The organism is Saccharopolyspora elongata, assembly GCF_004348985.1.
GTDB lineage: Bacteria > Actinomycetota > Actinomycetes > Mycobacteriales > Pseudonocardiaceae > Saccharopolyspora > Saccharopolyspora elongata.
In genome coordinates this window covers 1-26,457 of the sequence record NZ_SMKW01000104.1, presented here as the reverse complement: position 1 = coordinate 26,457, position 26,457 = coordinate 1, and the positions used below count along the sequence as shown (strand labels likewise).

The following is a 26,457-nucleotide window of genomic DNA, read 5'->3' as shown; positions in this document are numbered from 1 at the left end:
ACGAGTTGCGCGACATGGGGATCGACCCGCAGATCGCCGAACGCGGAACCGGCCACGGCTCCGGACTCGGCGTGATCAGGTGGGTCGTCGAGCGCACGATCGCCTGGTACCACGGCATGCGACGCCTGCGCATCCGCTGGGAACGCCGCGACGACATCCACGAAGCGTTCCTCGGCCTGGCCACCTGCATCATCTGCTACCGACACATCAAGACCCTTTGTTAGGAACCCTAAGTGCGTCGCGTCAGACCGCATCCGGCGGGACGAGCAGCGCGTTGATCGCCGCGGTCTGGATGGTCTTCCCGACACTCTCGGGATCCAGTCCGCTGTTGAACTGCGGAACCGAGTTGATCATCGAGAAGACGGCGTGGGTGAGGATGCGGGTCTGCGCGTCCGACAGATCGGGCCGCAGCCGCTCGACCAGGCCGCTCCACTCCTCGGCGTAGAGGCGCATCAACCGCCGCATGCGATGGCGTTCGTCCTCGGGGACGTTGTGCTCGTTCTTCAGGAAGACGAGCGTGGACGGCACGTTCTGCAGACTGCGTGTGACGTGGTAGTCGATCATCTCTTCGAGAGCCTTGCGCGGGTCCGTCACCTTGGCCGCGATCTCGCGCGCGTGGGCGAGCAGGTCGTTCAGCGGGTCCTCGAGCACGGCGACGAGCAATGCCTGCTTGCTCGGAAAGTGCCGGTAGAGCGCGGGACCGGACACCCCGGCTCGTGCACCGATCATCTCGTTGGTGACCGCATCGAAGGCGCGTTCGTGGAACAGTTCGCCAGCGACCCTGATCAGCTCCTGCCGGCGGGTGCCGCGCGGCGAAGCGGTACGAGGAGAGGATGAGCTCGACACAGGTCCAGCTTAAGTGACGGGCCGATAACGTGATTGCGCGTACCCCGAGAGCAGGTCCGCCACGGCGTTGAGACAGGCGAACCCCAGCTTGGACGACATGCCCCGGGGGTCACCGAGAACCCCGCTAGGGGCGACGGCCTTGACGCCGCCGGTCAACACCTGGGCCAGCATGTCCTCGTCCATCGTCCCGGTGAAGCCCGCGTCGGCCAGGTCGCTGCGGACGAGGTCCGGCCGCACTGCCAGCATGATCGAACTTTCGGCGACGTCGGCGTGACCTCCGACCTGTTCGGCGAGGGCGGCGACGTGGTCGGCCGCGTCTCGCCAGACGTCGAGGATCGCGGCCGAGTCCGCGAAGGCGATGACGTCGGGACCGTCGGGGAGCCGCGCCGCGAGCTTCGGCTCGATCTCGCCGAGCAACGGGTAGTTGCCGATGTGGGCGGAGAAGATCAGCACACGCTGGAAGCCGTGCGCGGCGAGGCTCGCGCAGCAGTCGAAACAGATCGCTTCGAGGGTCTCGGCCTGCACGGAGAGTGTCCCGGCGAAACCGAGGTGGTGCGCCGAGCAGCCGATCCGCACCGTCGGAAGCACGAGCGCGTCGCCGAGCCGCTCGGCGACGAGGACGCCCAGGCGATCGGCGTGCTCGCTGTCGACCGACAGCGGGAGGTGCGCGCCGTGTTGTTCCGTGGCGCCCAACGGCAGGACAGCGGTGCGCATGCCGCTCGCGATGGCGTCCGCGATCTCGGGCGAGGTCAGGCACTCGATCCTCAGTTCGCTCATGGGCGGCCTCGTTCCACGTTGCGTCCTCGCTGACCGATCAAATTACTCGCTGATAACACTTGGCGCCTCTCAATCGACGCTTGACCAGCTTCGAGCCACGTCCTACGTTAGTCGTCAGTAACATTCGATGGAAGGGCTGGCATGGACTTCATCCTCATGACCGAGGGGGACACCCCGGTCGGGCTCACGCACGAGCACCGCTACCGGGAGCTGGTCGACGAGGTGCTACTCGCCGAGCGAGTCGGTTTCGACGCCTTCGGCAGCTCCGAGCAGCACGTCGCGATCGGCACCGCGACGGTGTCCGCTCCGGAGGTGCTCTACCCGTACCTGATGGCTCTGACGAACCGGATCCGCTTCATCCACCTGGTGACGCTGCTGCCGACGCGGATGAACCACGCGCTGCGCGTCGCGGAGCGCATCGCGACCGAGGACATCCTGTCCCACGGCCGAGTCGAGCTGGGTACCGGACGTGGCAACACAACGCTCGCGTTGCGCGCGTTCGAGGTCGACCCGGCCGAGAACAAGGCGCAGTGGCGCGAAGGCATCGACCTGATCCGCCGCGCGTTCCTCGAGGACCCGTTCTCGTTCGTGGGCGAGCACTACAAGATCCCGCCGCGCAGCCTGGTGCCCAAGCCCCTGCAGTGGCCCTACCCACCGATCTCCGCCGCAACCGGCAGCCCGAGCTCGGTCGAGACCGCCGCCGAGTTGGGCATCGGAGCCATCATGGGCGGGTTCTACCTCGGGTTCGACCTCGTGGAGAACCTGCTGAAGCTCTACGACGAGACCCTGGCCGCCACCAGCCACCCGTACCCGATCACGCCGCGCAAGATGGTCACGATCAGCGGTGGCATGCACTGTGCGGAGACCACGGCGCTGGCGCGTGAGCAGGCGAAGCCCTTGTTCGACATGGCCAAGCTCTCGACCGGTGCCTACGAGCGGCTCTCCACCCTGTCGAAGGACTACGCGTACATGGGCGCGGTCAAGGACGTCGACTTCGACGACGAGGAGTACATGTTCGAGCGCTCGCAAGGCTTCCTCGTCGGCGACCCGGACCACTGCATCGAGCACGTGCAGCGGTACGTGGACATGGGTGTCGACGCACTCGTGCTGCGCGTCGACAGCCTGCCCCACGACCAGCTCCTGCGCTCGATCGAACTGTTCGGCAAATACGTGATCCCGCGCTTCAAGCACCCGCGCAACGTGGTGCGCCCAGCCGACGACGTGCTCGCCGACATCCGGGCTGCGCGCCCCGACCACGAACAGGCGCTGCGCAAGTTCCAGACCGAGCAGAACCTATTGAGCGAGAAGGAGTCCGTGCGATGAGCGACCTCTACAACCACGGTACCGGCGATGTCCTCATCGAGCGCCGCGACGGCGGCGTTCTGCTGATCACGCTCAACCGCCCCGACCGGTACAACTCGCTCACCCTGCCGATGTTCGAGGAGATGAATCGGATCTGGGCCGACGTCGAGCGCGACGAACAGACCAAGGTCGTCGTCATCACCGGAGCCGGCAAGGCTTTCTGCACGGGCATGGACGTCGCCCAGCCCGACCCCACGTCCGAGCAGGCGCTGGCGATGCTGGAGTCGGAACGCCAGCGGGTCTCGACGGTCCTGCGGATCGAGAAACCGATCATCTCGGCGATCAACGGCCCCGCGGTGGGCTACGGACTCTCGACCGCGCTGCTGGCCGACATCAGCATCGCGGCGGACGACGCGGTGCTGATCGAGGGCCACACCCGGGTCGGGGTGGCCGCCGGGGACCACGCGGCGCTGATCTGGCCGCTGCTGGTAGGTATGGCCAAGACCAAGTACTACGTGCTCACTTCAGAGAAGCTGACCGGTAGCGAGGCCGAGCGGATCGGGCTCGTGAGCCTGTCCGTCCCGCGCGAGCAGGTATTGCCGCGCGCCCTGGAGGTCGCGTCCCAGCTGGCACGCGGTTCCCAGCAGGCGATCCGGTTCACCAAACGCGCGCTCAACGCCTGGCTCACCAACGCGGTGCCCCAGCACGAGCTGTCCGCTGCGCTGGAGATCCTCGACTTCCTCGGCGCCGACTACGCCGAAGCACGCCAGGCCTTCCGCGAGAAGCGCGCTGTCGACTTTCCCTCCGCCCGCACCGTCGGCGCCCCGGCGAACTGACCGGGGGAAGAGCATGACCGCAGCTTCACACCACACAGCGCTCGGCGCCGTGCACATGTCGGCCGAGGTGGATGGCGTGATCGTCCTGACGCTGAACCACCCGCCGGCCAACGCGCTGAGCAACGCGCTCGTCAGCGAGCTGACGACCACACTGGAAATTCTCGCCGGGCGGCCCGACGCCCCCGCGGTGGTCCTCACGGGAGCCGGTGAGCGCTTCTTCTGCGCAGGCGGCGATCTCAAGGAGGCCAACGGCTACCAAGCCGAGTCGATGGTCGAGCGGATGACGGCGTTCCACGCGCTGTTGCGCGCGCTGGAAGACTTTCCCCGGCCACTGGTGTGCGCGGTCAACGGCTGGTGCGTCGGTGGCGGCATCGAAATGGCGCTGTTCGCCGATGTCGTGTATGCCTCGGCCGTGGCGCGGTTCGTCTTCCCCGAGGTGAATCACGGGATGCTGCCCGCGGTGAAGGGAATCGCGCGGGTGCGCGCCGTCCTGGGCGATCGCGCGGCCCGGCGCCTCCTGCTGGGCGGCGAGCCTGTCGACGCGTTCGAGGCGCAGACCCTGGGTCTCGTCGACCACGTGGACGAGCAGGGCGACCTGCTCACGGCGGCTGTGGCGTACGCGCGCACGGCAGCGGCGAAACCGCCGGCCGTGTTCGCGGCGCTCAAACGGGCGTTGTGCGCGGACATCGCCGGATTGCCTGCCGAGGAACAGTTGCGCGTCACGGCCGCTGACGCGCGCACGATATTCACCGACCCAGCCGCTCGAGCCGCTCGCGAGGCATGGAATGACTGATCGAATGCACGAGCTGGACCCAGCCACCTTCCGTTCCGTGCTGGGCCGCTTTCCTTCAGGCGTGACGATCGTGACGACGCGAAGTGAGTCCGGCACGCTGCACGGGTTCACCGCGAGCTCGTTCGCGTCGCTGTCGCTCGACCCGCCACTGATCCTGGTGTGCCTGGACCGGCGAGCCAACTGTTTCCCCGTCTTCCAGGCGGCTGAGCGGTTCGTCGTGAACATCGCGACGCCCGCGCACGCGGACCTCGCGATCAGGTTCGCGACGAAGGGGGAGAACAAGTTCGCCGACGGGAACTTCGAGTTCGACGAAGAGGGGCATCCGCTCCTGCCCGATGCGGCGGCGGTCATCCGGTGCGAACTCGAGCAGGTCGTACCAGGCGGAGATCACGTGATCCTCATCGGCCGGGTGCACGACGCGCGGGCAGGCAGCGACGAGCCGGTGATGTGGTACCGAGGTGACTTCCTTCATCTCGGAGAGAGCGCTGCATGAACATCACCGCGCGGGGGCGTGTCAGCTCCGGAAGAGAGGCCGTGTCATGGACCTGACCAATTTCGAACCGACCCGGACCTTTCCGGGGCTGCTGCTCGATCGCGCGCGTAGAGAACCCGACGCCGTCGCGATGCGTCACTGGCGTGACGGGGTCGTGCAGGAGATCACCTGGCGGTCCTATGCGGACCATGTCCGTGATCTCGCGCTTGGACTCGTCGCGCACGGGGTCAAGCACGGTGACCGTGTCGCGGTGATGTGCAGCGCTCGCCCGGAGTGGGTGTTCGCCGCGCTGGCCGTGCATAGCGTGGGCGGCGTCGTGATCGGCGTGTACCCGACCAACTCGGTCGCCGAGATCGAGCAACTCCTCGCGCACAGCGAGGCGGTCGCGTTCATCGGCGAGACGGCGACGGAGCTCGCCAAGGTCGCGAACGTCGCCGCACGCACCCCGTCTCTGCGACTCGTGCTCGGCATCGACGACGCTCCGCCGGCGCTGCCCGAGCCGGTCACAGGAATGACGTGGGACGCGCTGCGCGACGAAGGAGCGTGGCACGCCGGCGACAAACCGGATCGACTGTCCGAGTTGGTCGCCGCCGGATCCCTCGACGACGCCGCCGTGCTCTTTTACACGTCGGGGTCCACGGGAGCTCCAAAGGGCGTCACGCACTCGCACCGGACCCTTCAACATTCGGTCCAGACCTTCTCCGGATTGTACCCGGACATCACCAGCCGCCGATACGACGTGGTGGGCTTCCTGCCGCTGGCGCACGTGGCGCCGGCGCTGGTGGTGGTCTTCGCCCCGCTGCTCACCAAGCTGATGGTCACCTACTGCCGCATGGACGTCTACGAAGAGGTTTTGCGCTCCGTGCGGCCGACGTCAGTGCTCTGGCCGCCACGGTTCTACGAGAAGATCGCCGGTGAACTGATCGCACGAACCAAGTCCTGGCCCTGGTTCCGGCGCCGCGCCTACGACGCCGCCATGTGGGTCGGCCGCAGGGTGGCCGAGAACCGCTGGTCCCACCGCCGGCCGTCGGCGCTGCTGCGGATCGCCTACGCCGCGGCACTCCGCGGGGTCTTCCTGCCATTGCGGGCGACCGTCGGTATGGATCGCATGCGCGTCGCCTACACCGCATCCGCCGCGATGCCCGAGAGCGTCCTCGCGATCTGGCAGATCTGGGGCCTCGATCTTCGCGAGAACTACGGTCTCACCGAGACCGGGGGATGTCCCATCGCGCACTTCGACCAGCCGTTCCCTCGTCCGGGCTTCATCGGTAGGGAGTTCCCGGACCCGCGTTTCCAGGTGAAAGTCGCGGACGACGGCGAAATGCTGATCAGCGCGCCCTTGCTGTTCACCGGATACTGGGGCAACCCGGCGGAAACCGAGGCTGTTCTGCAGGACGGCTGGTTCCGCACCGGTGACCTGATGGAGCGGGCACCCCGCGGCGACATCCGGCTCATCGGCCGGAAGAAGGACGTGATCATCACCCGCGGCGGCAAGACGATCAATCCTCAGCCCATCGAAACCCGGTTGAAGGAGAGCTTGCTGATCGACGAGGCGATCGTGGTCGGCGATGCGCGCAAGTACCTCACCGTCCTGCTCGAGCCGAGCGCGAGCGCGGACGCCCCGTCTGCTGAGGCCCTCGCCGAAAGCCTGCGAGCAGAGGTCGCCAGGGTCAACGCGGACCTTGCGCGTGTGGAGCAGTTGAAGGACTTTCGTGTGCTGCCGCGGTCCCTGGAGGTCGAGCGCGGCGAGCGGACCGCGAACGGCAAGATCAAACGCACGGCCGTCGTGAGCTCGTTCGCGGCGCTGATCGACGACATGTACGGCGTGAACGACGACGCTGCGATCGCGGACCACGTGCGTTCGAAGCCGAACTAGGGGAAGGGCCGGGCCGGCCGCGGCGGTGCCCCCTCCGGGCCGCGGTCGGCCCCTCACCGCCCCGTCCATCCGAGCGTGCGCGACCGGAGGTGGAGCCATGCCGATTCCTGACTTGACACTGCAGCAGCTTCGAGCGGTCCAGGCCGTCGCCGCATCCGGAAGCTTCACCAAAGCGGCCGCGGTCGAACACATCTCCCAGTCGGTTCTCAGCCGGAGGATCAAGGAGGTCGAGCGTCTCCTGCGGGTGCGGTTGTTCGATCGCACCACTCGGCAGCTCGACACCACCGCAGCGGGCCAAGCCTTTCTGCTCATGACGGGCACGGTCCTGGACGACCTCGACACGCAGTTGCAACGTTTCATGTCCTACGTGGCGGCTCAGTCCGGAACCGTTGCCCTGGCGGCACTTCCGTCGCTGGCCGCTGTGGTGCTGCCGGACATGATCCGTGGTTTCATGCCGGACCACCCCGAGGTGACGTTTGAGATCAGGGACGGGGACGCCGCCGAGGTGCTCGGGAACCTCGGAGCGGGAACTGCCGAACTCGGCTTGAGCGCCAACGGGGACCTGCCGCACGATTTTTGCTTCATACCGTTGCTGCGGGAACAGTTCTACGGCGTCGCGCACCACAGCCATCGTTGGTCGATGCAGGGTTCCCTCTCGTGGTCGGACTTCGGGGGCGAAACGGTGGTCGCGACGCCGCCCGGGACCAGTATCCGAGCGATGACCGACGCAGTGTTCGGCGAGCACTCGATCCCGGTGAGCCGGCACTTCAACGCGCCGAGCGTGGCGGCGATCGGCGGGCTCCTGCGGGCGGGCGTGGGTGTGGCGGTGTTGCCCGCGTTGGAGTTGCAGGGCTTTGGCCTGGATGATCTCGTGGTGGTACCCGTGAAATCGCCGAATGCGACGAGAGTCACCGGTGTGGTGTACCGCGGCGGTCAAGACCTCTCGCCGGCCGCGGCTCGATTTCTGGAATTCGTGCGTGCGGCTGAGATCGATCCCCCGCGAGGGGTGTCTCGCGTCCTCGGCGAAGCGGCCGACGTGGCCGGCCGCGCACCCGATGTGACTGTCTGAAAAGGATGGTTTCGTGTTGGGGGGCGCCTTGAGTGAGTGGCCCGCTACTGCGGTCCGTACACGACGAAGGTGTTTCCCCAGGGGTCGCGCGCGACGGCTCGCACCTCGTGCGGGCCCCGCTCCGGTTGCCGGACAACGGATCCGCCGCTTTCCACCAGTGTGGCCAGTGCCGCGGCGACGTCGGAAACCTTGAACGACGCCGCAGGCGCGCCACCGGTGATGTCTTCCGAAGGGCCGGAGAGGGCGAGCGTGGTGCCGCCCGCGTAGAGGGCGGCGTAGCGGTCGCCGTCGACGAATTTCGTTGCCAGGCCGAAAGTTGTGGCGTAGAACTGCACCGCCGCGTCCACATCCTCCACCGGGTGCAGCACATTTCCCAACTTTACCGGCTCGATTTTCGTGGTTTCGTTCATACGGTGAACGTAGTCGATTGTTTCTCCGGAGCCGGGATTCTTGCGACATCGGCAACAATCCTGGGCGGTCGGAGCGTTGCGCGACGGGATGGAAACCGGCAACGATGTGGAAGTTCCACTGCGGTAAACGGTTTGTGCTCTATGAAGGAGTTCTTCAATGTCCGCGCCCATCGTTCCCCCTGCCATGCTCGACATATGCGAGGATCGGTTGATGGTGCTCGCGGAGATCGAGCAGCGGGTGCGGTGGCTGGCCACCGCGATCATCGACCATGCCAACCGGGTCCGGCCCAACCCGACCGGGCTGAAGGTCGGCGGTCACCAGGCGTCGTCGGCGTCGATGACCACGCTGATGACCGCGCTCTGGTTCGAGCATCTGCGCTCGGGGGACCGGGTTTCGGTCAAGCCCCACGCCTCACCGGTGCTGCACGCGATCAACTACCTGCTGGGAGAGCTCGACGAGTCGTACCTGACCACGTTGCGGGAGTTCGGCGGGTTGCAGAGCTACCCGTCGCGCTCGAAGGACCCGGACCCGGTGGACTATTCGACCGGCTCGGTCGGCATCGGCGCGACGGCACCGATCTGGGGTGCGGTGGCACGGCGTTACGTCACGACGCTGGGGGAGCAGACCGGAGCCGGGCGGCAGTACTCCTTGGTCGGCGATGCGGAGCTGGACGAGGGCGCGGTCTGGGAAGCGCTCATGGACCCGATGGTGGCCGAACTGGGCGAGGTCGTGTGGATCGTCGACCTGAACCGGCAGAGCCTGGACCGGGTGGTGCCAAACATCGGCGCGCCGCGGTTGCAGGGCATGTTCGCCGCCGCGGGATGGCAGGTCCTCACGGTCAAGTACGGCCAGTTACTCCACGAACTGTTCGAGCGCCCAGGCGGTGACGCGCTGCGGACGCGGATCGACGAGATGTCCAATCCGGAGTTCCAGCGGCTGCTGCGCTGCACGCCGGCACAGCTGAGGGAACGGTTGCCGGACACGCCGGAGCTGGCGTCGCTCGTCCGCACGCTCGACGACGGCACGCTGCACGCCGCGATCCGCAACCTCGGCGGGCACGACCTGCAGGCCGTCAGCGACGTGTTCGCCCAGATCGACGACACCCGGCCCACGGTGATCTTCGCCTATACCGTCAAGGGATTCGGGCTGGCGAGCGAAGGCCATCCGCAGAACCACTCGTCCCTGTTGTCGGCCGACCAGATCGCCGCGCTCGCCGAGCGCTCGGGAGTCTCGCTCGACGCGCCGTGGCAGCGCTTCGGCCCGGACTCTCCTGCCGGTCGCGCCTGCGCCACCACCGCGCAACGCCTGCGGCGCGACCCGGCGGCACTCGCCGCCGTTCCCGCCCTGCCGAGCGATATCGGCCGCACGCCGTCGGGCAAGGCGACGACACAGGCGGCACTCGGCCGCACGCTGCTCGATCTAACCCGTGAGGCGCCCGAAGCGGCACGCCGGGTGGTCACGCTGTGCCCGGACGTCTCGTCGTCCACGAACCTCGGCGGCTGGGTCAACAAGGTCGGCGTCTGGTCACCCGCGGAGCGCAAGAACTGGTTCGAGGACGACGCCGAGACGATCCTGCACTGGCGGGAGAGGCCCACCGGGCAGCACATCGAGCTGGGCATCGCCGAAGGCAATCTGGTCGGCGCGCTCGGAGAACTGGGCGCGACCTGGTCCCGGTGGGGCCAGCCGCTGCTGCCCATCGGCATTCTCTACGACCCCTTCGTCGAGCGGGCGCTCGAACCGTGGTCCTTCGGTATCTACGCTGGCGGGCAGTCGATCCTCGTCGGCACGCCGTCCGGCGTCTCACTCGCACCGGAAGGCGGGGCCCACCAATCCATCACCACCCCGTCCGTGGGTCTCGAACAGCCGGGCTGCACAACCTACGAACCGGCTTTCGCGATCGACGTCGAATGGACCTTGCTGGCCTCGCTGGCCCGGCTCGGCCGCCCCGACGGCACCAGCACGTACTTGCGACTGTCGACCCGGCCGGTCGACCAGTCACTCGCCGCGGTGCCGAGCGACCCCGGAGCCCGCGAGCGGCGTCGCCGACAGGCCGTGGCGGGCGCCTACCCGCTACGGACGTGCGAGCAGCCGGTCGTCACCATCGCCGCGATGGGCGCCACGGTACCCGAAGCGCTCGTCGCCGCCGAACGACTGCAGTCGCTCGGCACCGCGGCCGATGTGGTCGTGGTGACCAGCCCCGGCTTGCTGTTCGACGCCGTGCAGGCCCGGTCCGGGCACGGCACCGCGGACACCTGGATCCTCGACGCCGCCTTCCCGGTCCGCCGCGCCACCCCGCTCGTCACTCTGCTCGACGGGCACCCGCACACGCTCGCATTCCTCACCGGCGTCAACCAGGTGCGAGCCACGCACCTGGGCGTGACCCGATTCGGGCAGTCCGGCGACCTGGACAGCGTGTACCGCTACCACCGTATCGACGCCGACAGCGTCGTCGCCGCCGCACTCGACCTTCTGTGACAAAGGAGTTCTGCTTCCATGCCCGTTCAGCCCACTGAGGTCACCGAGGTCTCGATGCCCGAGCTGGGGGAAAGCATCACTTTCGGCACCGTGACTCGCTGGCTGAAGAATGTCGGCGATTCCGTCGATGTCGGTGAGCCTGTACCGTGCCAAAATCCGGATCACGGGGTTGACATGGTGTTTTGCTGATCGGAGTCAAGCGGCTCGGGTGTACTCATTGATCAGTCCGCCGAGGACTTTGTGGCGTCGGATGAGAGCGTCGTTCGGCGGCATCGTCGTGCGATCGTGCTGCGGTGGGTGTTGATCGAGGCTCTGATGTGGACGGTGGATGTTGAAGTGGTCGGCGTATTCACTGAGTACTCGCACGGCGTGCCGTTCGTTGTAGATCAGGACGCGGTCGGTGCATTCATCGCGGATGGTGCGGACGAATCGTTCTGCGTAGCAGTTCGCCCGTGGTGTCTGGGGCGGGGTCTTGATGACGGTCACATCCTCGGAAGCGAAGATTGTGTCGAATGCTGGTGTGTATTTGGTGTCACGGTCGCGGATGAGGAACCGGAACGATGCGGCCTGTTCGCCGAGGTCGGTGAGGAGATTGCGGGCTACCTGGGCGGTCCAGACACCAGTCGGGTGGGCGGTGACCCCGAGGATGTGCACGGTGCGGGTGCGAACCTCCATCACGAATAGGACGTACAGTCGGCGAAGGCTGATGGTGTCGATGTGGAAGAAATCGACGGCGAGCAGGCCGTATGCCTGAGCGCGGAGGAAGCTGCACCATGAGGTGTCGGCTTCGCGTGGAGTGGGGCCGAGGCGGGAGTTCCGGAGAATGCGACGGATGGTGCCCGCACCCACGTGATGCCCGAGGCCGACCAGTTCGCCTTGAATGCGCCGATGGCCCCACCTGGGATTTTCTCGGGCCAAGCGGACGATCAGGTCGCGGAGTTTGGTGGTGATCGGTGGCCGACCAGGCCGTGAGGGATAGGTCCACTTCTTGGCGATCAGACGCCGGTGCCAAGCCAGGAGAGTGTTGGGTGTGACGATCCGGGCCCGTCGCAGGGCGCGGGGAAGTAAGAGAGCCAGCGCGGACAGAGTTGCTCGATCCGGCCATGACAAACGAGGTCGGCGCCCCAGTTGGCGGCGTAACACCGCCACTTCATGTCGCAACACCAGGATCTCGACGTCCTTGGCCGCCGTACGCCGGGCGGCCAGTCTCAGCCAGGCGAAGACCGTCACCGACGCCAGGTACATCAGTCGAAACACCATGATCCGCGATCATGGGCTGATCGCAGGGGGCAACGAAACCCCTGGTCGCGGCCCGCAAATAGGTTATGGCACGGTACAATCCGCCTACGATCTTCGCGCACGGCGATCAACGCGCGCACCAGTGCTCGGGCCTCCCCACCGAGTTGACTGTGGAACCGGTCAACAACGGCGTCGTAGGACAAGCCCTCGTTGACCACGTCCCTCAGTGCCCGATAGAAACCAGCCTCGGTCACTTCGAGTCCGAATACCTCGTGGGTCAGCACGCCGACGTTCTCGCCGAACGTTTCAAGTCTGGGTCGGTCCGCGACCAGGTGGTCTCCATAACGGCGCAGCTTCCATACGCAGCTCGCGGGAACCTCCTGCAACACCACAGGCGAATGCGTGGCGAGGATCGCCAGTCCGTTGCGGTCGGCGAGCAGATCAGACAACGCGCGAATCAATGCCGCCAGCAGCGGCGGATGTAGGTGGGCTTCAGGTTCGTCGATGACGACAAGCGAGCGTTCGACGACTACCTCGACCAAGCGAGTCATGGTCAGCAGCGCGATCTTCTGCCCAGAACTGAGGCCGGAAAACAGGCTCTTCGTCACCTGGCTCCTGGCGTGCTCATCGATCTCGGCGTTGTAGTCGGTCAGCCAACGATCGTCCACGATGCCAGCGCTGACGAAGCCCAGTGTGGTCATCGCTTGCAACCACCGCCGAGCACGTGCCCCAGTTCGACAGATCTCCAGGCTGTCCGCGAAGTCCGTGGCCAGATTTGAGAACGTCATTGATGCGCGACGATCCTCGGATGCGGAAGGCCGGAGTCCGATATAGGCGTATTTGATCGCTTGCGATTCTCGTGGTATCGGCACAAATCGTCAAAAGCGCTGAAGGAAACGCTCACCACATTCATCAACGTGGCACGGTCAGTGGCGCCGTTGGTAACGACTTGGCCCGAGTCCACCCCGGTGGCGCGGACGTCGGCGACAGCGGCGACCATGCGATTGAGCAGCACGGACTTGCCAACACCATTGCGGCCAGTGAGCACATGAACGTTGGTTGGCGGCAGCGACAAAAACGCGGTCGTTCCAGGCGTCCCGGACCAGTTGCGCGCTGGGAAAGGTCGTCGGAAGACGCGGCCCTCGCCGTTCCACAACGGTGAAACGCAAACCTTCCTCCGTTCACCCACTTGCGCCACATCGACGCCACCAGACTCGCAAGGCTACGCCTCAGAAGGACGTGCTGAAGGAGCGCTGAGCCCGGCACCGCGACGGGCTGCGCTCGTTACCGAGGTAGAGGTGACAGGCACGGCCCGACCACGCCAGCACCTTGAACAAACCAGGCTGGCAGACCTCAACGAGCTGGGAGCGCTAGGTCTTGATGTCGGCCTTGAGTTCTTGCTGGGAGGCGCTGAGGGTCGCGTGCTCATTCCTGGTTTGGTCCACGGTGGACCGGAGCTGGGGCAGCTCTGTCTCGAGCGCTGTCGTTTCCGTGCAGCGGAGCTGCCCCACCCATGCCCCGCAGCTCGGCAATCGTGGCATGTGCCGCGGCCAGCTGGTGTTGAAGCGCAGCAACCTCCGCTCCCTGATTCCTGCCGAACAAAACAACCCTGGTCCCTTCATCTGATGCCCCTGAGCCTGTGCGCTGGGCATCGTCGCCGTGCTCAGGTCTCATCCATGGATATCGAAGAGAGCACCCGGCGTTACAAGCAACTGCGGCAACGCCCCGGCATTCACCAGACTGGCCTAGCGTCCTCTCCTACCTCGATGGGGCTGGTGCCCAGGGTCTTCTTTGTCAAGGAGATCACGATCACCTGGTATGTCGGATTTTTCTGCTTGGTGATCGGATGTCCGCTCGCTATGTTCTTGATGTGTTCCCTGGCGTTCTCCGTCCTGGTTGAGTCGCGCGGCTTGCTGCCGTGCGTCGATGTCGTCCTGAGCATTCGCCGGGTCGGGGTTGCCGCTTGAACCGCTCCGCTGCCGTGAGTTGATCGTTTCACGTGCGCGGCTCGGTTCCCCTTCTTTGCCGGACCACTGTCTGAAGCTCATCGTTGGGGTTCTCCGTGTTGCGCTACTTGCAGCGGCGCGCCGTGCTGTGCGCCTATCGCGTTGTTTCGGTGTTGTTGGTGCTGGCCGTGACGGCTGGCCTGTTGACCGTGCCGCCGCAGCTGGCGTTCGCCGCTGCCGGTGAGATCCCCGAGCAAGAGCAGGGGAGCGCGGCTGGGCTGCCGCACTCGGTCCCCGCCGAAGCCACCAGTCCCGGAGGCGATTCCGGCGGTGCGCCGCACAATGCGACGCCAGCCACCGGGTTGGCACCGGACGCGAGGCATCCGGTGCCGGGCCTGCCGCAGCAGGAAGTGGAGCGGACCGAGGTCGAGGTCGGCGCCGCGCCGCCGGCCGAGCCCGAGGGATTCGACCCAGCGACCAGCCGTGAGTTGCTGGAGCGGCGGAGCAGCCATCGGCAGGTGTTCGACAACGCCGATGGAACCGAGACCGTGCGCGTGTACCAGAGCCGACGTTTCACGCAGCAGGACAACGGTAGTTGGGCGCCGATCGACTCATCGCTGGTCTCCGCGGGCGATGTCTGGCGGACCCGCTCCGATGCCGAGAACAAGCAGTTCGCCGCGGTGTCGGACGCCGACCAGGTCGCGACGATGAAGCTCGAGGACGGGGCTTCCTTCGGCTACGGCGTCGTTGGTGCTGGGAGCGTGCGGGGTGTGGTCGAGGGAGACCAGATCACCTATTCGGAGATCAGGCCGGGTGCGGACCTGCAACTGCAAGCAGTGCCGGCCGGGGTGAAGGAAACGATCGTCCTCAAGTCGCCGGATTCCCCTACGTCGTGGGATTTTCCGCTGTCACTGGGGAATCTGCGGGCTGAGCTCGACGGAGGCTCGGTGATGTTGAAGGCCCTGGACGGCGTGGTGAAGTACGTGCTGCCGCCGGGGTTCATGGAGGATTCGAAGGTTGACCCGGGTTCGGGAGAGGGAGCCCGCTCGACCGCGGTGCGCTACGAGCTGGTCGGTGATGCCACCAGTCCCGTCCTGCGGGTGAGCGTCGACGAGCAGTGGCTGGCCTCGCCGGAGCGGGTTTTCCCGGTGAAGGTGGACCCGAGCGTGGTGGGCAAGGGCACCAACGGCTCGACCTACGTGCTTTCGCCCTACAACGCGGACTACTCCGGTGATCCGAACCTCAGCGTCGGCACGTACAACGGCGGCGGTAACAGGGCGGCCGCGTACCTGAAGTTCGACTCGGTCGGTGCCGAGCTGGCCGGGCACTACATCCTCGGTGCGAAGCTGTGGATGTACGAGACGTGGTCCTATTCGTGCGAACCGCGTGACGTGTACGTGAATCCGGTGACTCAGCCGTGGGCGGTCGGGGGCAACAAGACCTTCCCCGGCCCGGGGTTCGGCCCGGAGATCGCCCGGCGGAGCTTCGCGTTCGGGTTCGACGGTGGCGGCTGTGGCTCGCGGTGGGTCGACATCGATCTCGGCAACGCCGGTCGGGATCTCGTCCACGGGTGGACCCACGGCGCACCGAACCACGGGCTTACGGTGCGCGCGTCGGAAACAGACACCAAGGGGTGGAAGAAGTTCGCCAGCGCGGCGTCGGCGAACCCGCCGTACCTGGAGATCACCCACTCCCCGTACTGGGCCAACTACCAGGTCGGTGGCATGAGTCCGGTGGTGACCACCACCAAGGACGGGATCATGCAGGTCACCGTCACCAACCTGGGCCGGGACACCTGGACGCCGACGAACAACTACAAGCTCGGCTACCGGCTCTTCGACGCCACCGGTGTCGAACTCCCCGCGGACCGCACGGCGTGGACGGCGATGCCGCACAACGTGGCACCAGGTCAGACCGCGTTGGTCAACGCGACGGTGAAGAGCCTGCCGCCGGGTGACTACACCCTGCACTGGGACATGGACCATTTCGGCACCACCCGGTTCTCCTGGCAGGACGTGCCGTGGTCGGCGCCGGTTCGGTTCACCATCCCGAACCAGAAGCCGGTGGTGGAATCGATGTCGCCGCCGAGCAACCACAACTCCGGCGTGCTCACGCCGACGCTGGCGTTGAGCGGCCGCGACCCGGACAACTGGCCGGGGCGGGGGATCGACTACAACTTCAAGGTTTGCGAAGCAGACGGATCCAACTGCTTCACCTCGGGGTTCGTCGAATCGCCGGTGTGGCCGGTGCCCGAGGGCAAGCTCCGGTGGGGCAAGACGTACCTGTGGTACGGGCAGATCGGCGACTTCAACACCGCCAGCCCCTGGACACAGGGCGCCTACCTGTCCACGCAGGTGCCGCAACCCGCGATCACCAGCCACTTGTCGGGAACCGATGGCGCGGTCGATCCTGGGGTCGGCAACTACGCCACCAAGGTCGTCGATGCGTCGATTTCCGCGGTCGGGCCGCCCCTGGCGGTGGAACGCTCTTACAACAGCCTCGATCCGCGCAGCGGGTTGGCTTTCGGAACGGGTTGGTCAACCCGCTGGGACAGCCGGATCGTTCCCGACGGTGACGGAACCGGCAACGTCGTGGTCACCTATCCCGACGGCCGGACGGCGCGTTTCGGCAAGAACCCCGACGGCACGTATGCGGCGCCTGCCGGACATCCGGCGACGCTGATCGGCGACCCCGGCACGGGGTGGACGCTGCGGACCAGCGGCGGTGACCGCCACGACTTCGACGCCGCGGGCCGGCTCACGACCATCACCGATTCTTCCGGCCACGTGCAGACGATCAGCTATCGCGCCGACGGCACGCTGGAGAAGGTCACCGACGCGACATCAGGGCGGTCGCTGACGTTCACCTGGCTCGACGGGCACGTCTCGGAAGTGTCCGCCGGCGCCTTGACGTGGTTCTACCGCTACGCGGGCGACCAGCTGAACCTGGCGTGCGATCCGGCCGGCGCCTGCCTGGGCTACGAGTACACCGCTGCGTCGCACTACCGCCCGGTCGTCCTGGACGCGAACCCCCAGGCGTACTGGCGGCTCGCCGATGCCCCGGGAAACGCTGCGGCCAGCGAAGTCCCGGGCTACTGGAGCAGCCACGAAGCCACCTCCGCCAACCTCCAGCCCGGCCGCCCGGGGCCGATCGCAGGAAGTTCGACCACCGCCGCAGGATTCGACGGCAGCACAAGCCACGTGCAGTTGCCCGATGACCTGGTCCGCAACTCCAAGTACATCGCAGTCGAGCTGTGGTTCCAGACCACCTCGACCAACGGCGGCGTCCTGTTCTCCACCGGCTACGACCGCCCCGGTGCGGATCCCGCATCAGGCGGGGCGATGCCCGTGCTCTACGTCGGGACCGACGGCAAGCTGCACGGTCACTTCTGGAACGAGTCGGTCACCGGGATCACTTCAGCGAGCCCCGTCAACGACGGCGCATGGCATCACGTGGTGCTATCCGCAGCGCGCGACTCGCAAACGTTGTACCTGGACGGGATTCCGGTCGGTACCCAAGCCGGGGCAATGCACAACATCGACCCCTACAACCACGTCGGTGCCGGACGAGTCGACACCCGCGAATGGCCGGCTCGCCCGGTCGACAACTGGGGCCATTTCGACGGCGCCATCGCCGAGGTGGCCATCTACCACCAGGCCATCGGTGCGACGGTCGTCGCCGAGCACTACGCAGCCCGAGCCGCGACCCACCAGCTCAACCAGATCACGCGGCCCGGCGGCAAGATCGCAGCCGACCTCGCCTACGACCCGGCCACGGCACGGGTCACCAGCCACACCGACGGAGACGGCGGCACGCATGCGGTCGGTGCCCCGGCCACGGAGGGCGACGGCTTCCGGTACGGCACAGCGGTCGCGGGATCTGCGCCGGATGCGCACTGGCGGCTGACCGAGAAGTCCGGCACCGCCGCAGACGGTCAGGCATGGCTGCGGCGAGCCGAGTACCACCGCGGAACAGGCGGTCAAACCCCAGGCCCCTTCGCAAGCGGTTCAGCGCGTTCGTTCGACGGCACCGCGAGCTACGTCCGGCTCCCGGACAACGCCGTCAACGGCAACCGGCAGCTGTCCGCGGAACTGTGGTTCAAGACCAGCTCCAACACCGGCGGAGTACTGCTGTCGACCGGCAACGACCTGCCATCGGAGCCCGCACCCTGGGGCGGGGCGATGCCGGTGCTCTACGTCGGCACCGACGGCAAGCTCTACGGTCACTTCTGGAACGGCAACACCGCCGGCATCGCATCGCCGAACCCGGTCAACGACGGAACCTGGCACCACGTCGTGCTCGCCGGAGCCGACAACCACCAGACGATGTACCTGGACGGAGTCGCAGTCGGCTCGCAAAGCGGCGAGATCGAAAACCTCGACCCGCACGCGTTCGTCGGGCTCGGCCTGGTGGCGACGCTGACCTGGCCAGCCCGTCCACAGCACGACTGGGGCTACTTCACAGGTGCCATCGGCCAGGTCGCGCTCTACCCGCGAGCCATCACCAGCAGCGAGGCGCAGCAGCACTACGCGGCACGAGGGACCCGCGACTCGTACAGGGCCGCAGTGCGCAGCACCGGCCCCAAGGCGTTGTGGGGACTGGAAGAACCGAACAACGCCACGCACGCAGAGTCGGACCCCTCGCTGGTCGTCGGCTCCTACCACGACGTCACCTTGGCCGCCGAGCCGCCGATGCGCGGTTCGGGAGCCGTCGCCTTCAACGGGACGTCCAGTTACCTGCAGTTGCCGGACCGGCAAACGCACGGCCGCAGCCGGCTTTCGGTCGAGCTCTGGTTCAACACCAGCTCGACCGACGGGGGAGTGCTGTACGCGACCGGGAACGACGTCCCCGGCAGCAGCCCGTCAGGTGGGGCGATGCCGGTGCTCTACGTCGGCACCGACGGCAAGCTCCACGGGCACTTCTGGAACGGAAACACCGCGGGAATCGTGACTCCAGGCGTCGTCAATGACGGCGAATGGCACCACGCCGTCCTCACCGCCGACGGTGACGAGCAGCGACTGCACCTGGACGGAAACCTGGTGGGTTCGCTGTCGGGACAGGTCATCAACATCGACCGGTACGACCTCGTCGGGGCCGGCCTGGTGTCGACATCGGACTGGCCGGCCAAACCCGCCAACTCCTGGGGCTACTTCAACGGAGTGATCGGCGACGTCGCCGTCTACCACCGTGCCCTGGACACCGCCGGCATCTCCGACCACTACTCGGCCAAGGTAGCGGCCACCGCGGTGCGGACGACGAACCCGACCGGTGGTGTCACGACCTACACCTACGACCCCACACGTGGCGGGCGACTCGTTTCGGTCAGCGACCCGGCCGGAGGCACGCGCCTGTACGGCTATGACGTCGGTGGTTTCGTCAACCGCATCACCGACGAGAACGGGCACGTCACCACGTTCTCCAACGACGCCCGCGGCAACGAGCTGTCCCGAACCGTGTGCGCGACCCCAGGCACCGAGGCGTGCTACACCAGCTACCAGAGCTACTTCCTCAACCAGGACGACCCGCTCGATCCCCGCAACGACCGCGTCATCCAGGCACGCGACGGACGTTCCGCCTCTGCCGCGGACAACACGTACCTGACCACCTACGACTACACGCCAAGCGGGCAACTGTCGGCGGAGTCGGTGCCGGGCGCGACCACCGGTGCACAGCGGAAGACAAACCGCACCTACACGGCAGGTACCGAACCCGCTGCCAGCGGCGGAACCCAGCCTCCCGGATTGCTCGCGTCCGCTACCGACCCGGCAGGCGGTGTCAGCACTTACACCTACACGAGTGCGGGCGATCTGGCCGAACTCGTCGACCCAGCCGGCCTGATCACGCGCTACGGCTACGACGAGCTGGGTCGCAAGAGCAACGAGACGGTCGTTTCGAAGACGACCCCGGACGGCGTGACCACGACTTACGGCTACGACAAGGCTTCCCGTCTGACCGAAGTCCTCGAGCCCGTCGTGATCGATGCGGTCAGCGGAGGTCAGCACCAACGGCGCACCACGCACGTCTACAACGCCGATGGCACGGTCAAAGAGACCACAGTGGACGACGCCGTCGGCACTGATGGCGCGCGGACGACCGCCTACACCTACGACAACCGCGGCCGGGTCGACACCGTCACCGATCCCGAGCGCGGCGTGACGCGCACCGAGTACGACACCTTCGGTGAGGTCTCCCGGCTGATCAACCCGGTCGGCTCGGTGTTCACCTACACCTACACCGAAACCCACCACCAACTCGCCACCATCACCGTCGCCGGGTTCACCGGTGACGGAGGCCAGCCGCGCGATGTCGTCCTGGAATCCAGGGCCTACGACCCAGCGGGCCGCCTCGCCGGCATCACCGACGCGATGGGACGTACCCGCGCCTTCACCTACTACGACGACAACCTGCTCGCCTCCGAACGGCTCCTCGGCTACACCGACCCGGACAGCACCGAGGCACGGGACCTGCTGCTGCACAGCTACGAATACCTGGGCAACGGGGCCGAGTCCGTGCGCACCAACGGCGACGGCCGCTACCGCACGACCACGTCCTACGACCCCGGTGGACGGCCGATCACGACCACCGATCACGACGGCGGAAAGGTGCTGCGCTCGTCGGAGACGACGTTCGACCCGCTGGACAACCCAATCCGGATGATCCAGCGCAACGCCGATGGTTCGGTGGCATCCGACGTCGAGGCGGCCTACGACCCGATGGGTCGGCAGAAGTCGAGCACGACCCACACCGGCACCGAAGCACTGGTGACCACCGCAGACCTCGACGAACGCGGCCTGCCGCTGTCGGTCGTCGATCCGCGGGGCACTGCCGGTGGCGCGGACCCCGCCGCGTTCACCACGCACTTCGGCTACGACGCACTGGGCCGGGTCACGACGGTGACCGAACCCCCGGTCGAAGCGGAGGCCAACGGCGGTCCTGCCGCGCTCGTGCACCCGGGGACAGCCACGGGCTACAACACCTTCGACGAAGTCGTCGCAGAGCGAGACCCGAACGGCAACACCACCCGCTACGGCTACGACAAGGTGGGCCGGCAGACGTCGGTCACGATGCCCGACTACACCCCACCAGGCGCTTCTGCACCGATCACCGCGACGCTGCGCACGGCCTACGACGCGGCCGGGCGAGTCAAAAGCCGCACCGACGCGCTCGAGAACCTCACCACATTCGACTACGACGAGCTCGACAACCTCGTGCGCCGCACCGACCCACCACTGCCCGGGGCAGCGACCGGCGGAACGTGGACGGCGACGTTCGACCCACTGGGCGAACAACTGTCAGCCACCGCACCCACTGGCGCGCAGACACACGCCACCTACGACAAGCTCGGACGCCAGATCACTGCCACAGTGGTCGAACGAGAGCCCGGGCCAGCACGGAACCTGACCACCCGCTCTACCTACGACGCGTTGGGCAACCCGGCCACCTCCGCCACACCGACCGGCCTCACCACGCGGTTCACCCACGACGACCTCGGAAACCCGCTGTCCATGGTGGACCCGGCTGGGCTGACCACCGCAGCGGGTTACGACGGGGCAGGGCGGCTGACTGCGATCACCAGGTCCTCCGGCGTGACCACGACCTACGGCTACGACCTCGCCGGACGTCTGGTCGGGACTTCGGACCTGGACGCAGCAGGGAAGACGGTCCGAACCCGCAGCTTCGGCTACGACCAAGCGGGGAACCAGACCTCCAGCACCGACGCCTACCAGGCCACGACCACCATGGCCTTCGACGCGTTGAACCAGCTGAGGTCGATCACCCGCCCCATCTCCGCCAACGAACGCATCACCACCGGCTACGGCTATGACGCGGCGGGCAACATCACCCGTGCCACCGACGGCAACCGCAACACCACCGCGTTCACGGTGAACCCCTGGGGCCTGGCGGAATCGACGATCGAACCCGCCACCGCACAAACCCCCAACCCAGCCGACCGCACCTACACCGCGGCCTATGACGCGATGGGCCGCATCGCGACCCTGACCAAACCCGGCGGCGTCACGATCACGCATTCCTACGACGCGCTGGGCAACCTCGTTCGGCAAGCCGGAACCGGTACGGCGGCGTCCACAACGGACCGCGTGTTCGGCTATGACGCGATGGGCCGGATGACCACGGCGTCGGCACCCGGCGGCGTGAACACCTTCGGCTACGACGACCGCAACAACCTGATCTCGGCATCGGGCCCGTCCGGTGATTCGTCGTTCGCCTTCGACGACGAAGGCCGCCTCACCAACGCGACCACCGCCGCCGGCAAGGTCACCTACGGCTACGACCCGGTCGGCCGCCTGGCGTCGGTGGTGGATCCGCTCAGCGGCACATCGGCGTATTCCTACGACACCGCCGGTCGCACGGCCAGGGTCGACTACGGAACCGGCGGCGCGTCCCGCGAGCTCGGCTACGACACGCTCAGCCGCCTGTCCGCCGACACCTTCCGCGACCCGGGTGGTGCGGTGACCGGTGCGCAGCGCTACGTCTACGACCTGGAAGACCGACTGGTGCGCAGCGAAGCCGAAGCACCGGCCGGACTGGCCGCCTCCAGCTACGGCTACGACCAAGCCGGCCGCCTGTCCTGGTGGGACAACGGCACCACCAAGACCGGCTACGGCTGGGACCCGGCCGGAAACCTCGTGGACATCGGCGGCCAGACCGCGGTGTTCAACGAACGAAACCAACTGCTCTCCCGAGGCGGAATCGACTACACATACACCCCGCGCGGCACCCTCGCCTCACACGCTGCTGGCGGTGTGTCGACGGAGGTCGTGTTCAACGCCTTCGACGAACTGGTCTCCGACGGCACCAACATCTACGCCTACGACGCCCTCAACCGCCTCGTGTCCGCAGACGGCGGGCGGGTGGCCTACGCGGGCCGGTCCCTGGACGTGGCCGCAGAAGGCGCATCGCTGTACAGCTACCTGCCGGGCGGCGAACCACTCGGCGTCACCACGGCCGGCACGTCGGGCGTGGCGGTGGCCAACCAGCACACCGACCTGGTCGGCGTAGTCGATCCCACCACCGGCGGCCTGTCGGGCTGGCGGACGTTCACTCCGCTCGGGTCCCAGATCGAAGCACAAGGTGTCCAGCCGGGATTGGGTTTCCAGCGTCAGTACACCGACCCGGACACCGGCCGGGTCAACATGGGCTCCCGCTGGTACCAACCCGGCACCGGCACCTTCGCCTCCCGTGACCAGGCCGCTCTCGACCCCCGCGACATCGGCAACGCCAACCGCTACACCTATGCCGGAAGCTCCCCGCTCAACCACACCGACCCCACCGGGCAGTGGATACCAGTCGCAGTTGCGGTTGCCTACGGGGTTTGGCGGCTGGCGCCGGTCATCAGTCGTGTGGTCCAGGTGGGCCGCGTGGTGGGAACGGTGGCGTCTTGGTTCGCTGGTTCCGTTGCCACGAGTAACACGCCTGGTGGCAGGAGTTTTCCCGCGCCGCGGTACCTGCCGGGGCAGCCGCGTTACCACTCGCCCAACCTGAGCCGGTTCCTGAAGTACAACACCGGTTCCTCGGGTAAGAACACCGGTTCCTCGGGTAAGACGGGGCGCGGAAAGATCAGCGGTGGCGTTCGTGCTGCCTCCCGCTGGGTGTCGGTCGGCTCTGCCGCAGCGCTGGCAGCGGCAGAGGCGGCCCGTCAGGCCGCGCGCGCGCAACGCGTCCGCATGGACGCACTGACCCCGCACGCCCGCCCGCCGCTGACCCAGACCGTCGCGCCGAATGTCCAGGCGCAGATCGACGCGGCACGAACCGCAACGCCAATCGAACTCGGCGTGCTTGGCTCCGTCGCGGATGAACCGTTCATTCCGGACGAGCTGACCGCAGCTGGAGGTCCGGCTCCGTTGCCGCCACAGGCACGGGCGATTTACAGCGGTGACGGCTGCGAAATCACCGAAACCTGGAGCAGCAGCGACGGCTACAACCACAACCGAAGCCTGCTCTACGACGGTTGTGGCTCGGGTGGTGGCGGCGCTGGATCGACGCTACTTCTCGAGGCCGGTGCGCTAGGCACTGGGACACAAGGTGTCGAATCGTGCGAGCCGAACAGCTTCGTGCCCGGTACGCGCGTGCTGATGGCGGACGGGTCGACGAAGCCGATCGAAGAGGTCCGCGGGGGTGAGGAGGTTCTGGCCACTGACCCGGTAACGGGAGAAATGACGTCTCGTCGCGTGGTGGCCACGATCGTGGGTGAAGGCCAGAAGGATCTGGTCGAGATCACGGTCGACACGGACGGCCCGGCCGGCGACGAGACCGGTGTTCTGGTGGCGACTGACGGGCATCCGTTCTGGGTTCCGGAGCAGCACCGTTGGGTCAAGGCCGGAGAGCTTGTCGCCGGTGACCAGCTGCAGGGGCCGGATGGCACCCAACTGCAGGTCGTGTCCACCAAGACCTGGACGGCGCTGCAGAGGGTCCACAACCTCACCGTCGACGGCATCCACACATACCATGTCCTTGCAGGACAGACACCGGTCCTTGTCCACAATTCGAATGGAATTTGTGGAAGCGCTGATCCGTTCAGCTTCAAACGTACCGAGGCTTTGTCGGGCAACGCTTCCAAGAGGAATGTCGATTCACTGACGGCTTCAATGAAGGAAAGCGGCTGGCAAGGTGACCCCATCTCGGTGGCGAAGATTGGGGACGACCTCTATGTCCTTGATGGTCATCACCGGGTTGCTGCCGCGAAGCGCGCAGGAATCGACGTGTCGTACCGGATTCTTTCAGACGCTGAAATCCGTGCCAGATATCCTGGGGGCGCTGATGACATCACGACCGCCTGGGCTGAGGTCGGCCCGGATCGTCTAGTGAACAAGTACAGGAAACCGGGGTATCGATGACAGGGGAGCCCTTGAACGAGGTCGAGGCGTACTTGCAAGCCCTGTCCCGGGTGCGCGGCACTGTTCAGCGCTGCCATCCGGGGGTCGGTGGACTGGCTGATCTTCTCCGCCAGTATCGGTCGCGAGCCATGGAAAAGGCCGGAACCATCTGCGAAGGCCTTGAATACAACTTCCATGGTTCAGGGTGCCTCTTTATTGAGGCTGACGGTGCTGAGGTTGACGTCGAGTTCCTAGTGGAGGGGCTGGAGGTTTTTGACTCCTGGCGGGTGAAGCGCTTTTCGATGAGTGTTGAAAAGGAGCCGTCAAGGAGTCTTGAGGAGCTTGCCGAGGTCTGTCGATCCTTGGTTTCTCAGGGGCGATTGACAGAGCCACGCAGCGGATGGTTTTCGATAGCCACGTAGCGCTTCTGCTGGATTGCGGAGGAGAGAAGATCGCCCTCATATCTGATGCCGCAGGAACTGACGAGTCCTCTCTCCTGCAATTCTCGGAGAGGGGTCTCGGAGGGCGTCGGCACGACATCTCGTGGGCGGGCGCGCGTTCAGGACATGCGTGCTGCCCGCAAAACCCAGGATGGAGACACGCGGACCTACGTGTTGGCGGGGCTGATCATGTGCGGGGTATGCGACCGGCGGTTCGATTCGCACTGGGTGCACGAGCGGCCCGGCTACCGATGCCGCCACGGACGAACCAGCGCCCGCACCCAGGCACCGGTTCCGAAGAGCACCTACGTCAGGGAAGACCACCTACTCGAAGCGCTCCGAGCTCGTCTGGCCGATGCCATCGGCAACGACGAGGCGGCCGCGTCCGACTACCTCCGCACGAACGGACTGGTGATCGTCCACTTCGGCCTGGACTGGACCGTCGAAGAGGGAGCCAACCACAGCTCCAACCGGCAACCAGCTGAGCCTAACGCCGTGAACCAGCCGGCGTCTGAACGAACACGACGCCCACCACCACGAACTGACGGTTCTAACAGAGCTGGGCATGGCCTACTCCGAATCAGGTCAGAAGTGTGGTTCTCGAGGAGCTGGGATTTCGTGGCTGCGTGTTGGGCCGACGAAACGCCACGACATGCGTCGGCCTCGCACACGAACTGGGATCGCTCAGGCGTACTTCTTGATCAATGCTGCATCCACGACCTCGGCGATCGTCTCAGCCCCGCGTATGCGGGGACGGTTCCTCGCGCAGCGCCAGAAGGGCCTGTATTTCGGCGTCGGCTTCGCACGCGCGGAGATGGCTCGAGCGGGATTGGCGTTCTTCATCGCTGGTTTTTGGTGACCATGTTGGCTTGACGTCCGCCGCGTCCTGGTGTCAGCAGGTGGGTGGGACAGGCGAGCTCGGGCCAGTGCGATGTGATCCGAGCCGAGTGGTGTTCAAGTGATCCGTTTTGACGCTGGCGATGGGAGGAAAGTGGGTGCGCCACGAGCGCGGAAGGGAGTTCGATGTAGGTAGGGCTTCTTGATGTGGTGCTGTGCAGGTGATGAAGGTGTGGCCCTTCGGTGTCGCCCTGCGGGGGGAGATACCAAACCGCCTCATGC

General features: G+C 66.6%; 18 protein-coding genes and 2 pseudogenes. 14 read left to right on the top strand and 6 right to left on the bottom strand.

Translation table 11 applies throughout. The annotated features are described in order from the left end of the window. The coding region (locus tag E1288_RS41470; RefSeq protein ID WP_207954815.1) for a transposase at window positions 1–224 on the top strand (224 nt) is incomplete at its 5' end. A 19-nt stretch (window positions 225–243) separates the two neighbouring features. Here E1288_RS41470 and E1288_RS41465 read toward each other — a convergent pair. Then, window positions 244–846, bottom strand: coding sequence for a TetR/AcrR family transcriptional regulator (locus E1288_RS41465; protein WP_207954850.1), 603 nt, complete (start codon window positions 844–846; stop codon window positions 244–246). A gap of 9 nt (window positions 847–855) precedes the next feature. After that, window positions 856–1,623 (bottom strand): creatininase family protein, encoded by a 768-nt coding sequence (locus tag E1288_RS41460; protein ID WP_132494146.1) that lies wholly within the window; start codon window positions 1,621–1,623, stop codon window positions 856–858. 141 nt (window positions 1,624–1,764) lie between these two features. On the opposite strand from E1288_RS41460, the gene E1288_RS41455 reads away from it, so the two are divergent. From E1288_RS41455 to E1288_RS41430, 6 genes are all read left to right on the top strand, one after another. Further along, a complete protein-coding gene (locus E1288_RS41455) occupies window positions 1,765–2,946 on the top strand; it encodes an LLM class flavin-dependent oxidoreductase (protein WP_132494145.1) in 1,182 nt (393 codons plus the stop codon). Next, window positions 2,943–3,761 (top strand): enoyl-CoA hydratase/isomerase family protein, encoded by an 819-nt coding sequence (locus E1288_RS41450; protein WP_132494144.1) that lies wholly within the window; start codon window positions 2,943–2,945, stop codon window positions 3,759–3,761. Before E1288_RS41455 ends, E1288_RS41450 begins: the two co-directional genes overlap by 4 nt. Before the next feature lie 76 nt (window positions 3,762–3,837). Further along, window positions 3,838–4,554, top strand: coding sequence for an enoyl-CoA hydratase/isomerase family protein (locus tag E1288_RS41445; protein WP_165968543.1), 717 nt, complete (start codon window positions 3,838–3,840; stop codon window positions 4,552–4,554). Next, a complete protein-coding gene (locus E1288_RS41440; RefSeq protein WP_132494142.1) occupies window positions 4,547–5,047 on the top strand; it encodes a flavin reductase family protein in 501 nt (166 codons plus the stop codon). The genes E1288_RS41445 and E1288_RS41440 overlap by 8 nt, the downstream gene beginning before the upstream one ends. 46 nt (window positions 5,048–5,093) lie before the next feature. Continuing rightward, the gene (locus E1288_RS41435; protein WP_132494141.1) at window positions 5,094–6,923 is read left to right on the top strand and encodes an AMP-dependent synthetase/ligase; all 1,830 of its coding nucleotides are present in this window, start codon (window positions 5,094–5,096) and stop codon (window positions 6,921–6,923) included. 97 nt (window positions 6,924–7,020) lie between these two features. Further along, window positions 7,021–7,992, top strand: a complete 972-nt coding sequence (locus E1288_RS41430; protein WP_132494140.1) for a LysR family transcriptional regulator — start codon at window positions 7,021–7,023, stop codon at window positions 7,990–7,992. 44 nt (window positions 7,993–8,036) lie between these two features. On the opposite strand, the gene E1288_RS41425 is transcribed toward E1288_RS41430, so the two are convergent. Continuing rightward, a complete protein-coding gene (locus E1288_RS41425; RefSeq protein WP_132494139.1) occupies window positions 8,037–8,402 on the bottom strand; it encodes a VOC family protein in 366 nt (121 codons plus the stop codon). A 157-nt stretch (window positions 8,403–8,559) separates the two neighbouring features. Here E1288_RS41425 and E1288_RS41420 point away from each other — a divergent pair, with 157 nt between their 5' ends. Beyond that, window positions 8,560–10,878, top strand: coding sequence for a transketolase-like TK C-terminal-containing protein (locus E1288_RS41420; protein WP_132494138.1), 2,319 nt, complete (start codon window positions 8,560–8,562; stop codon window positions 10,876–10,878). Between the two features lie 18 nt (window positions 10,879–10,896). Beyond that, window positions 10,897–11,022: pseudogene (locus E1288_RS41415) on the top strand (biotin/lipoyl-containing protein); the annotation flags it as partial. 51 nt (window positions 11,023–11,073) lie between these two features. On the opposite strand, the gene E1288_RS41410 reads toward E1288_RS41415, so the two are convergent. From E1288_RS41410 to E1288_RS41400, 3 genes are all read right to left on the bottom strand, one after another. After that, window positions 11,074–12,138, bottom strand: coding sequence for an integrase core domain-containing protein (locus E1288_RS41410; RefSeq protein ID WP_132494136.1), 1,065 nt, complete (start codon window positions 12,136–12,138; stop codon window positions 11,074–11,076). Further along, complete coding sequence (locus tag E1288_RS41405) at window positions 12,123–12,818, bottom strand: AAA family ATPase (RefSeq protein ID WP_207954848.1); 696 nt, start codon at window positions 12,816–12,818, stop codon at window positions 12,123–12,125. Before E1288_RS41405 ends, E1288_RS41410 begins: the two co-directional genes overlap by 16 nt. Before the next feature lie 83 nt (window positions 12,819–12,901). Continuing rightward, window positions 12,902–13,273 carry an ABC transporter ATP-binding protein gene (locus E1288_RS41400; protein ID WP_132494134.1) on the bottom strand — a complete coding sequence of 124 codons (372 nt, stop codon included), beginning with the start codon at window positions 13,271–13,273 and terminating at the stop codon, window positions 12,902–12,904. Between the two features lie 520 nt (window positions 13,274–13,793). Between E1288_RS41400 and E1288_RS41395 the strand changes: the two genes are divergently transcribed. The 5 genes and pseudogenes from E1288_RS41395 to E1288_RS49415 all read left to right on the top strand — a co-directional run bounded on the left by E1288_RS41395 (window position 13,794) and on the right by E1288_RS49415 (window position 26,197). Further along, window positions 13,794–14,084, top strand: a complete 291-nt coding sequence (locus E1288_RS41395) for a hypothetical protein (RefSeq protein ID WP_132494133.1) — start codon at window positions 13,794–13,796, stop codon at window positions 14,082–14,084. A 95-nt stretch (window positions 14,085–14,179) separates the two neighbouring features. Then, window positions 14,180–24,919 (top strand): LamG-like jellyroll fold domain-containing protein, encoded by a 10,740-nt coding sequence (locus E1288_RS41390; RefSeq protein WP_132494132.1) that lies wholly within the window; start codon window positions 14,180–14,182, stop codon window positions 24,917–24,919. 11 nt (window positions 24,920–24,930) lie between these two features. Continuing rightward, window positions 24,931–25,320, top strand: coding sequence for a DUF6896 domain-containing protein (locus E1288_RS41385; protein WP_132494131.1), 390 nt, complete (start codon window positions 24,931–24,933; stop codon window positions 25,318–25,320). Window positions 25,321–25,365: 45 nt separating this feature from the next. Beyond that, window positions 25,366–25,668 (top strand): annotated as a pseudogene (locus E1288_RS50005) (zinc ribbon domain-containing protein); the annotation flags it as partial. A 367-nt stretch (window positions 25,669–26,035) separates the two neighbouring features. After that, window positions 26,036–26,197 (top strand): hypothetical protein, encoded by a 162-nt coding sequence (locus E1288_RS49415; protein ID WP_235884178.1) that lies wholly within the window; start codon window positions 26,036–26,038, stop codon window positions 26,195–26,197. The last annotated feature ends 260 nt before the right edge of the window (window positions 26,198–26,457 follow it).

Bases quoted from the DNA above. Each gene is read 5' to 3' on its own strand.
- E1288_RS41460 (WP_132494146.1), bottom strand. From the start codon at position 1,623: ATGAGCGAACTGAGGATCGAGTGCCTGACCTCGCCCGAGATCGCGGAC.
- E1288_RS41455 (WP_132494145.1), top strand. From the start codon at position 1,765: ATGGACTTCATCCTCATGACCGAGGGGGACACCCCGGTCGGGCTCACG.
- E1288_RS41450 (WP_132494144.1), top strand. From the start codon at position 2,943: ATGAGCGACCTCTACAACCACGGTACCGGCGATGTCCTCATCGAGCGC.
- E1288_RS41440 (WP_132494142.1), top strand. From the start codon at position 4,547: ATGACTGATCGAATGCACGAGCTGGACCCAGCCACCTTCCGTTCCGTG.
- E1288_RS41435 (WP_132494141.1), top strand. From the start codon at position 5,094: ATGGACCTGACCAATTTCGAACCGACCCGGACCTTTCCGGGGCTGCTG.
- E1288_RS41430 (WP_132494140.1), top strand. From the start codon at position 7,021: ATGCCGATTCCTGACTTGACACTGCAGCAGCTTCGAGCGGTCCAGGCC.
- E1288_RS41425 (WP_132494139.1), bottom strand. From the start codon at position 8,402: ATGAACGAAACCACGAAAATCGAGCCGGTAAAGTTGGGAAATGTGCTG.
- E1288_RS41420 (WP_132494138.1), top strand. From the start codon at position 8,560: ATGTCCGCGCCCATCGTTCCCCCTGCCATGCTCGACATATGCGAGGAT.
- E1288_RS41410 (WP_132494136.1), bottom strand. From the start codon at position 12,138: ATGGTGTTTCGACTGATGTACCTGGCGTCGGTGACGGTCTTCGCCTGG.
- E1288_RS41405 (WP_207954848.1), bottom strand. From the start codon at position 12,818: ATGACCACACTGGGCTTCGTCAGCGCTGGCATCGTGGACGATCGTTGG.
- E1288_RS41395 (WP_132494133.1), top strand. From the start codon at position 13,794: ATGGATATCGAAGAGAGCACCCGGCGTTACAAGCAACTGCGGCAACGC.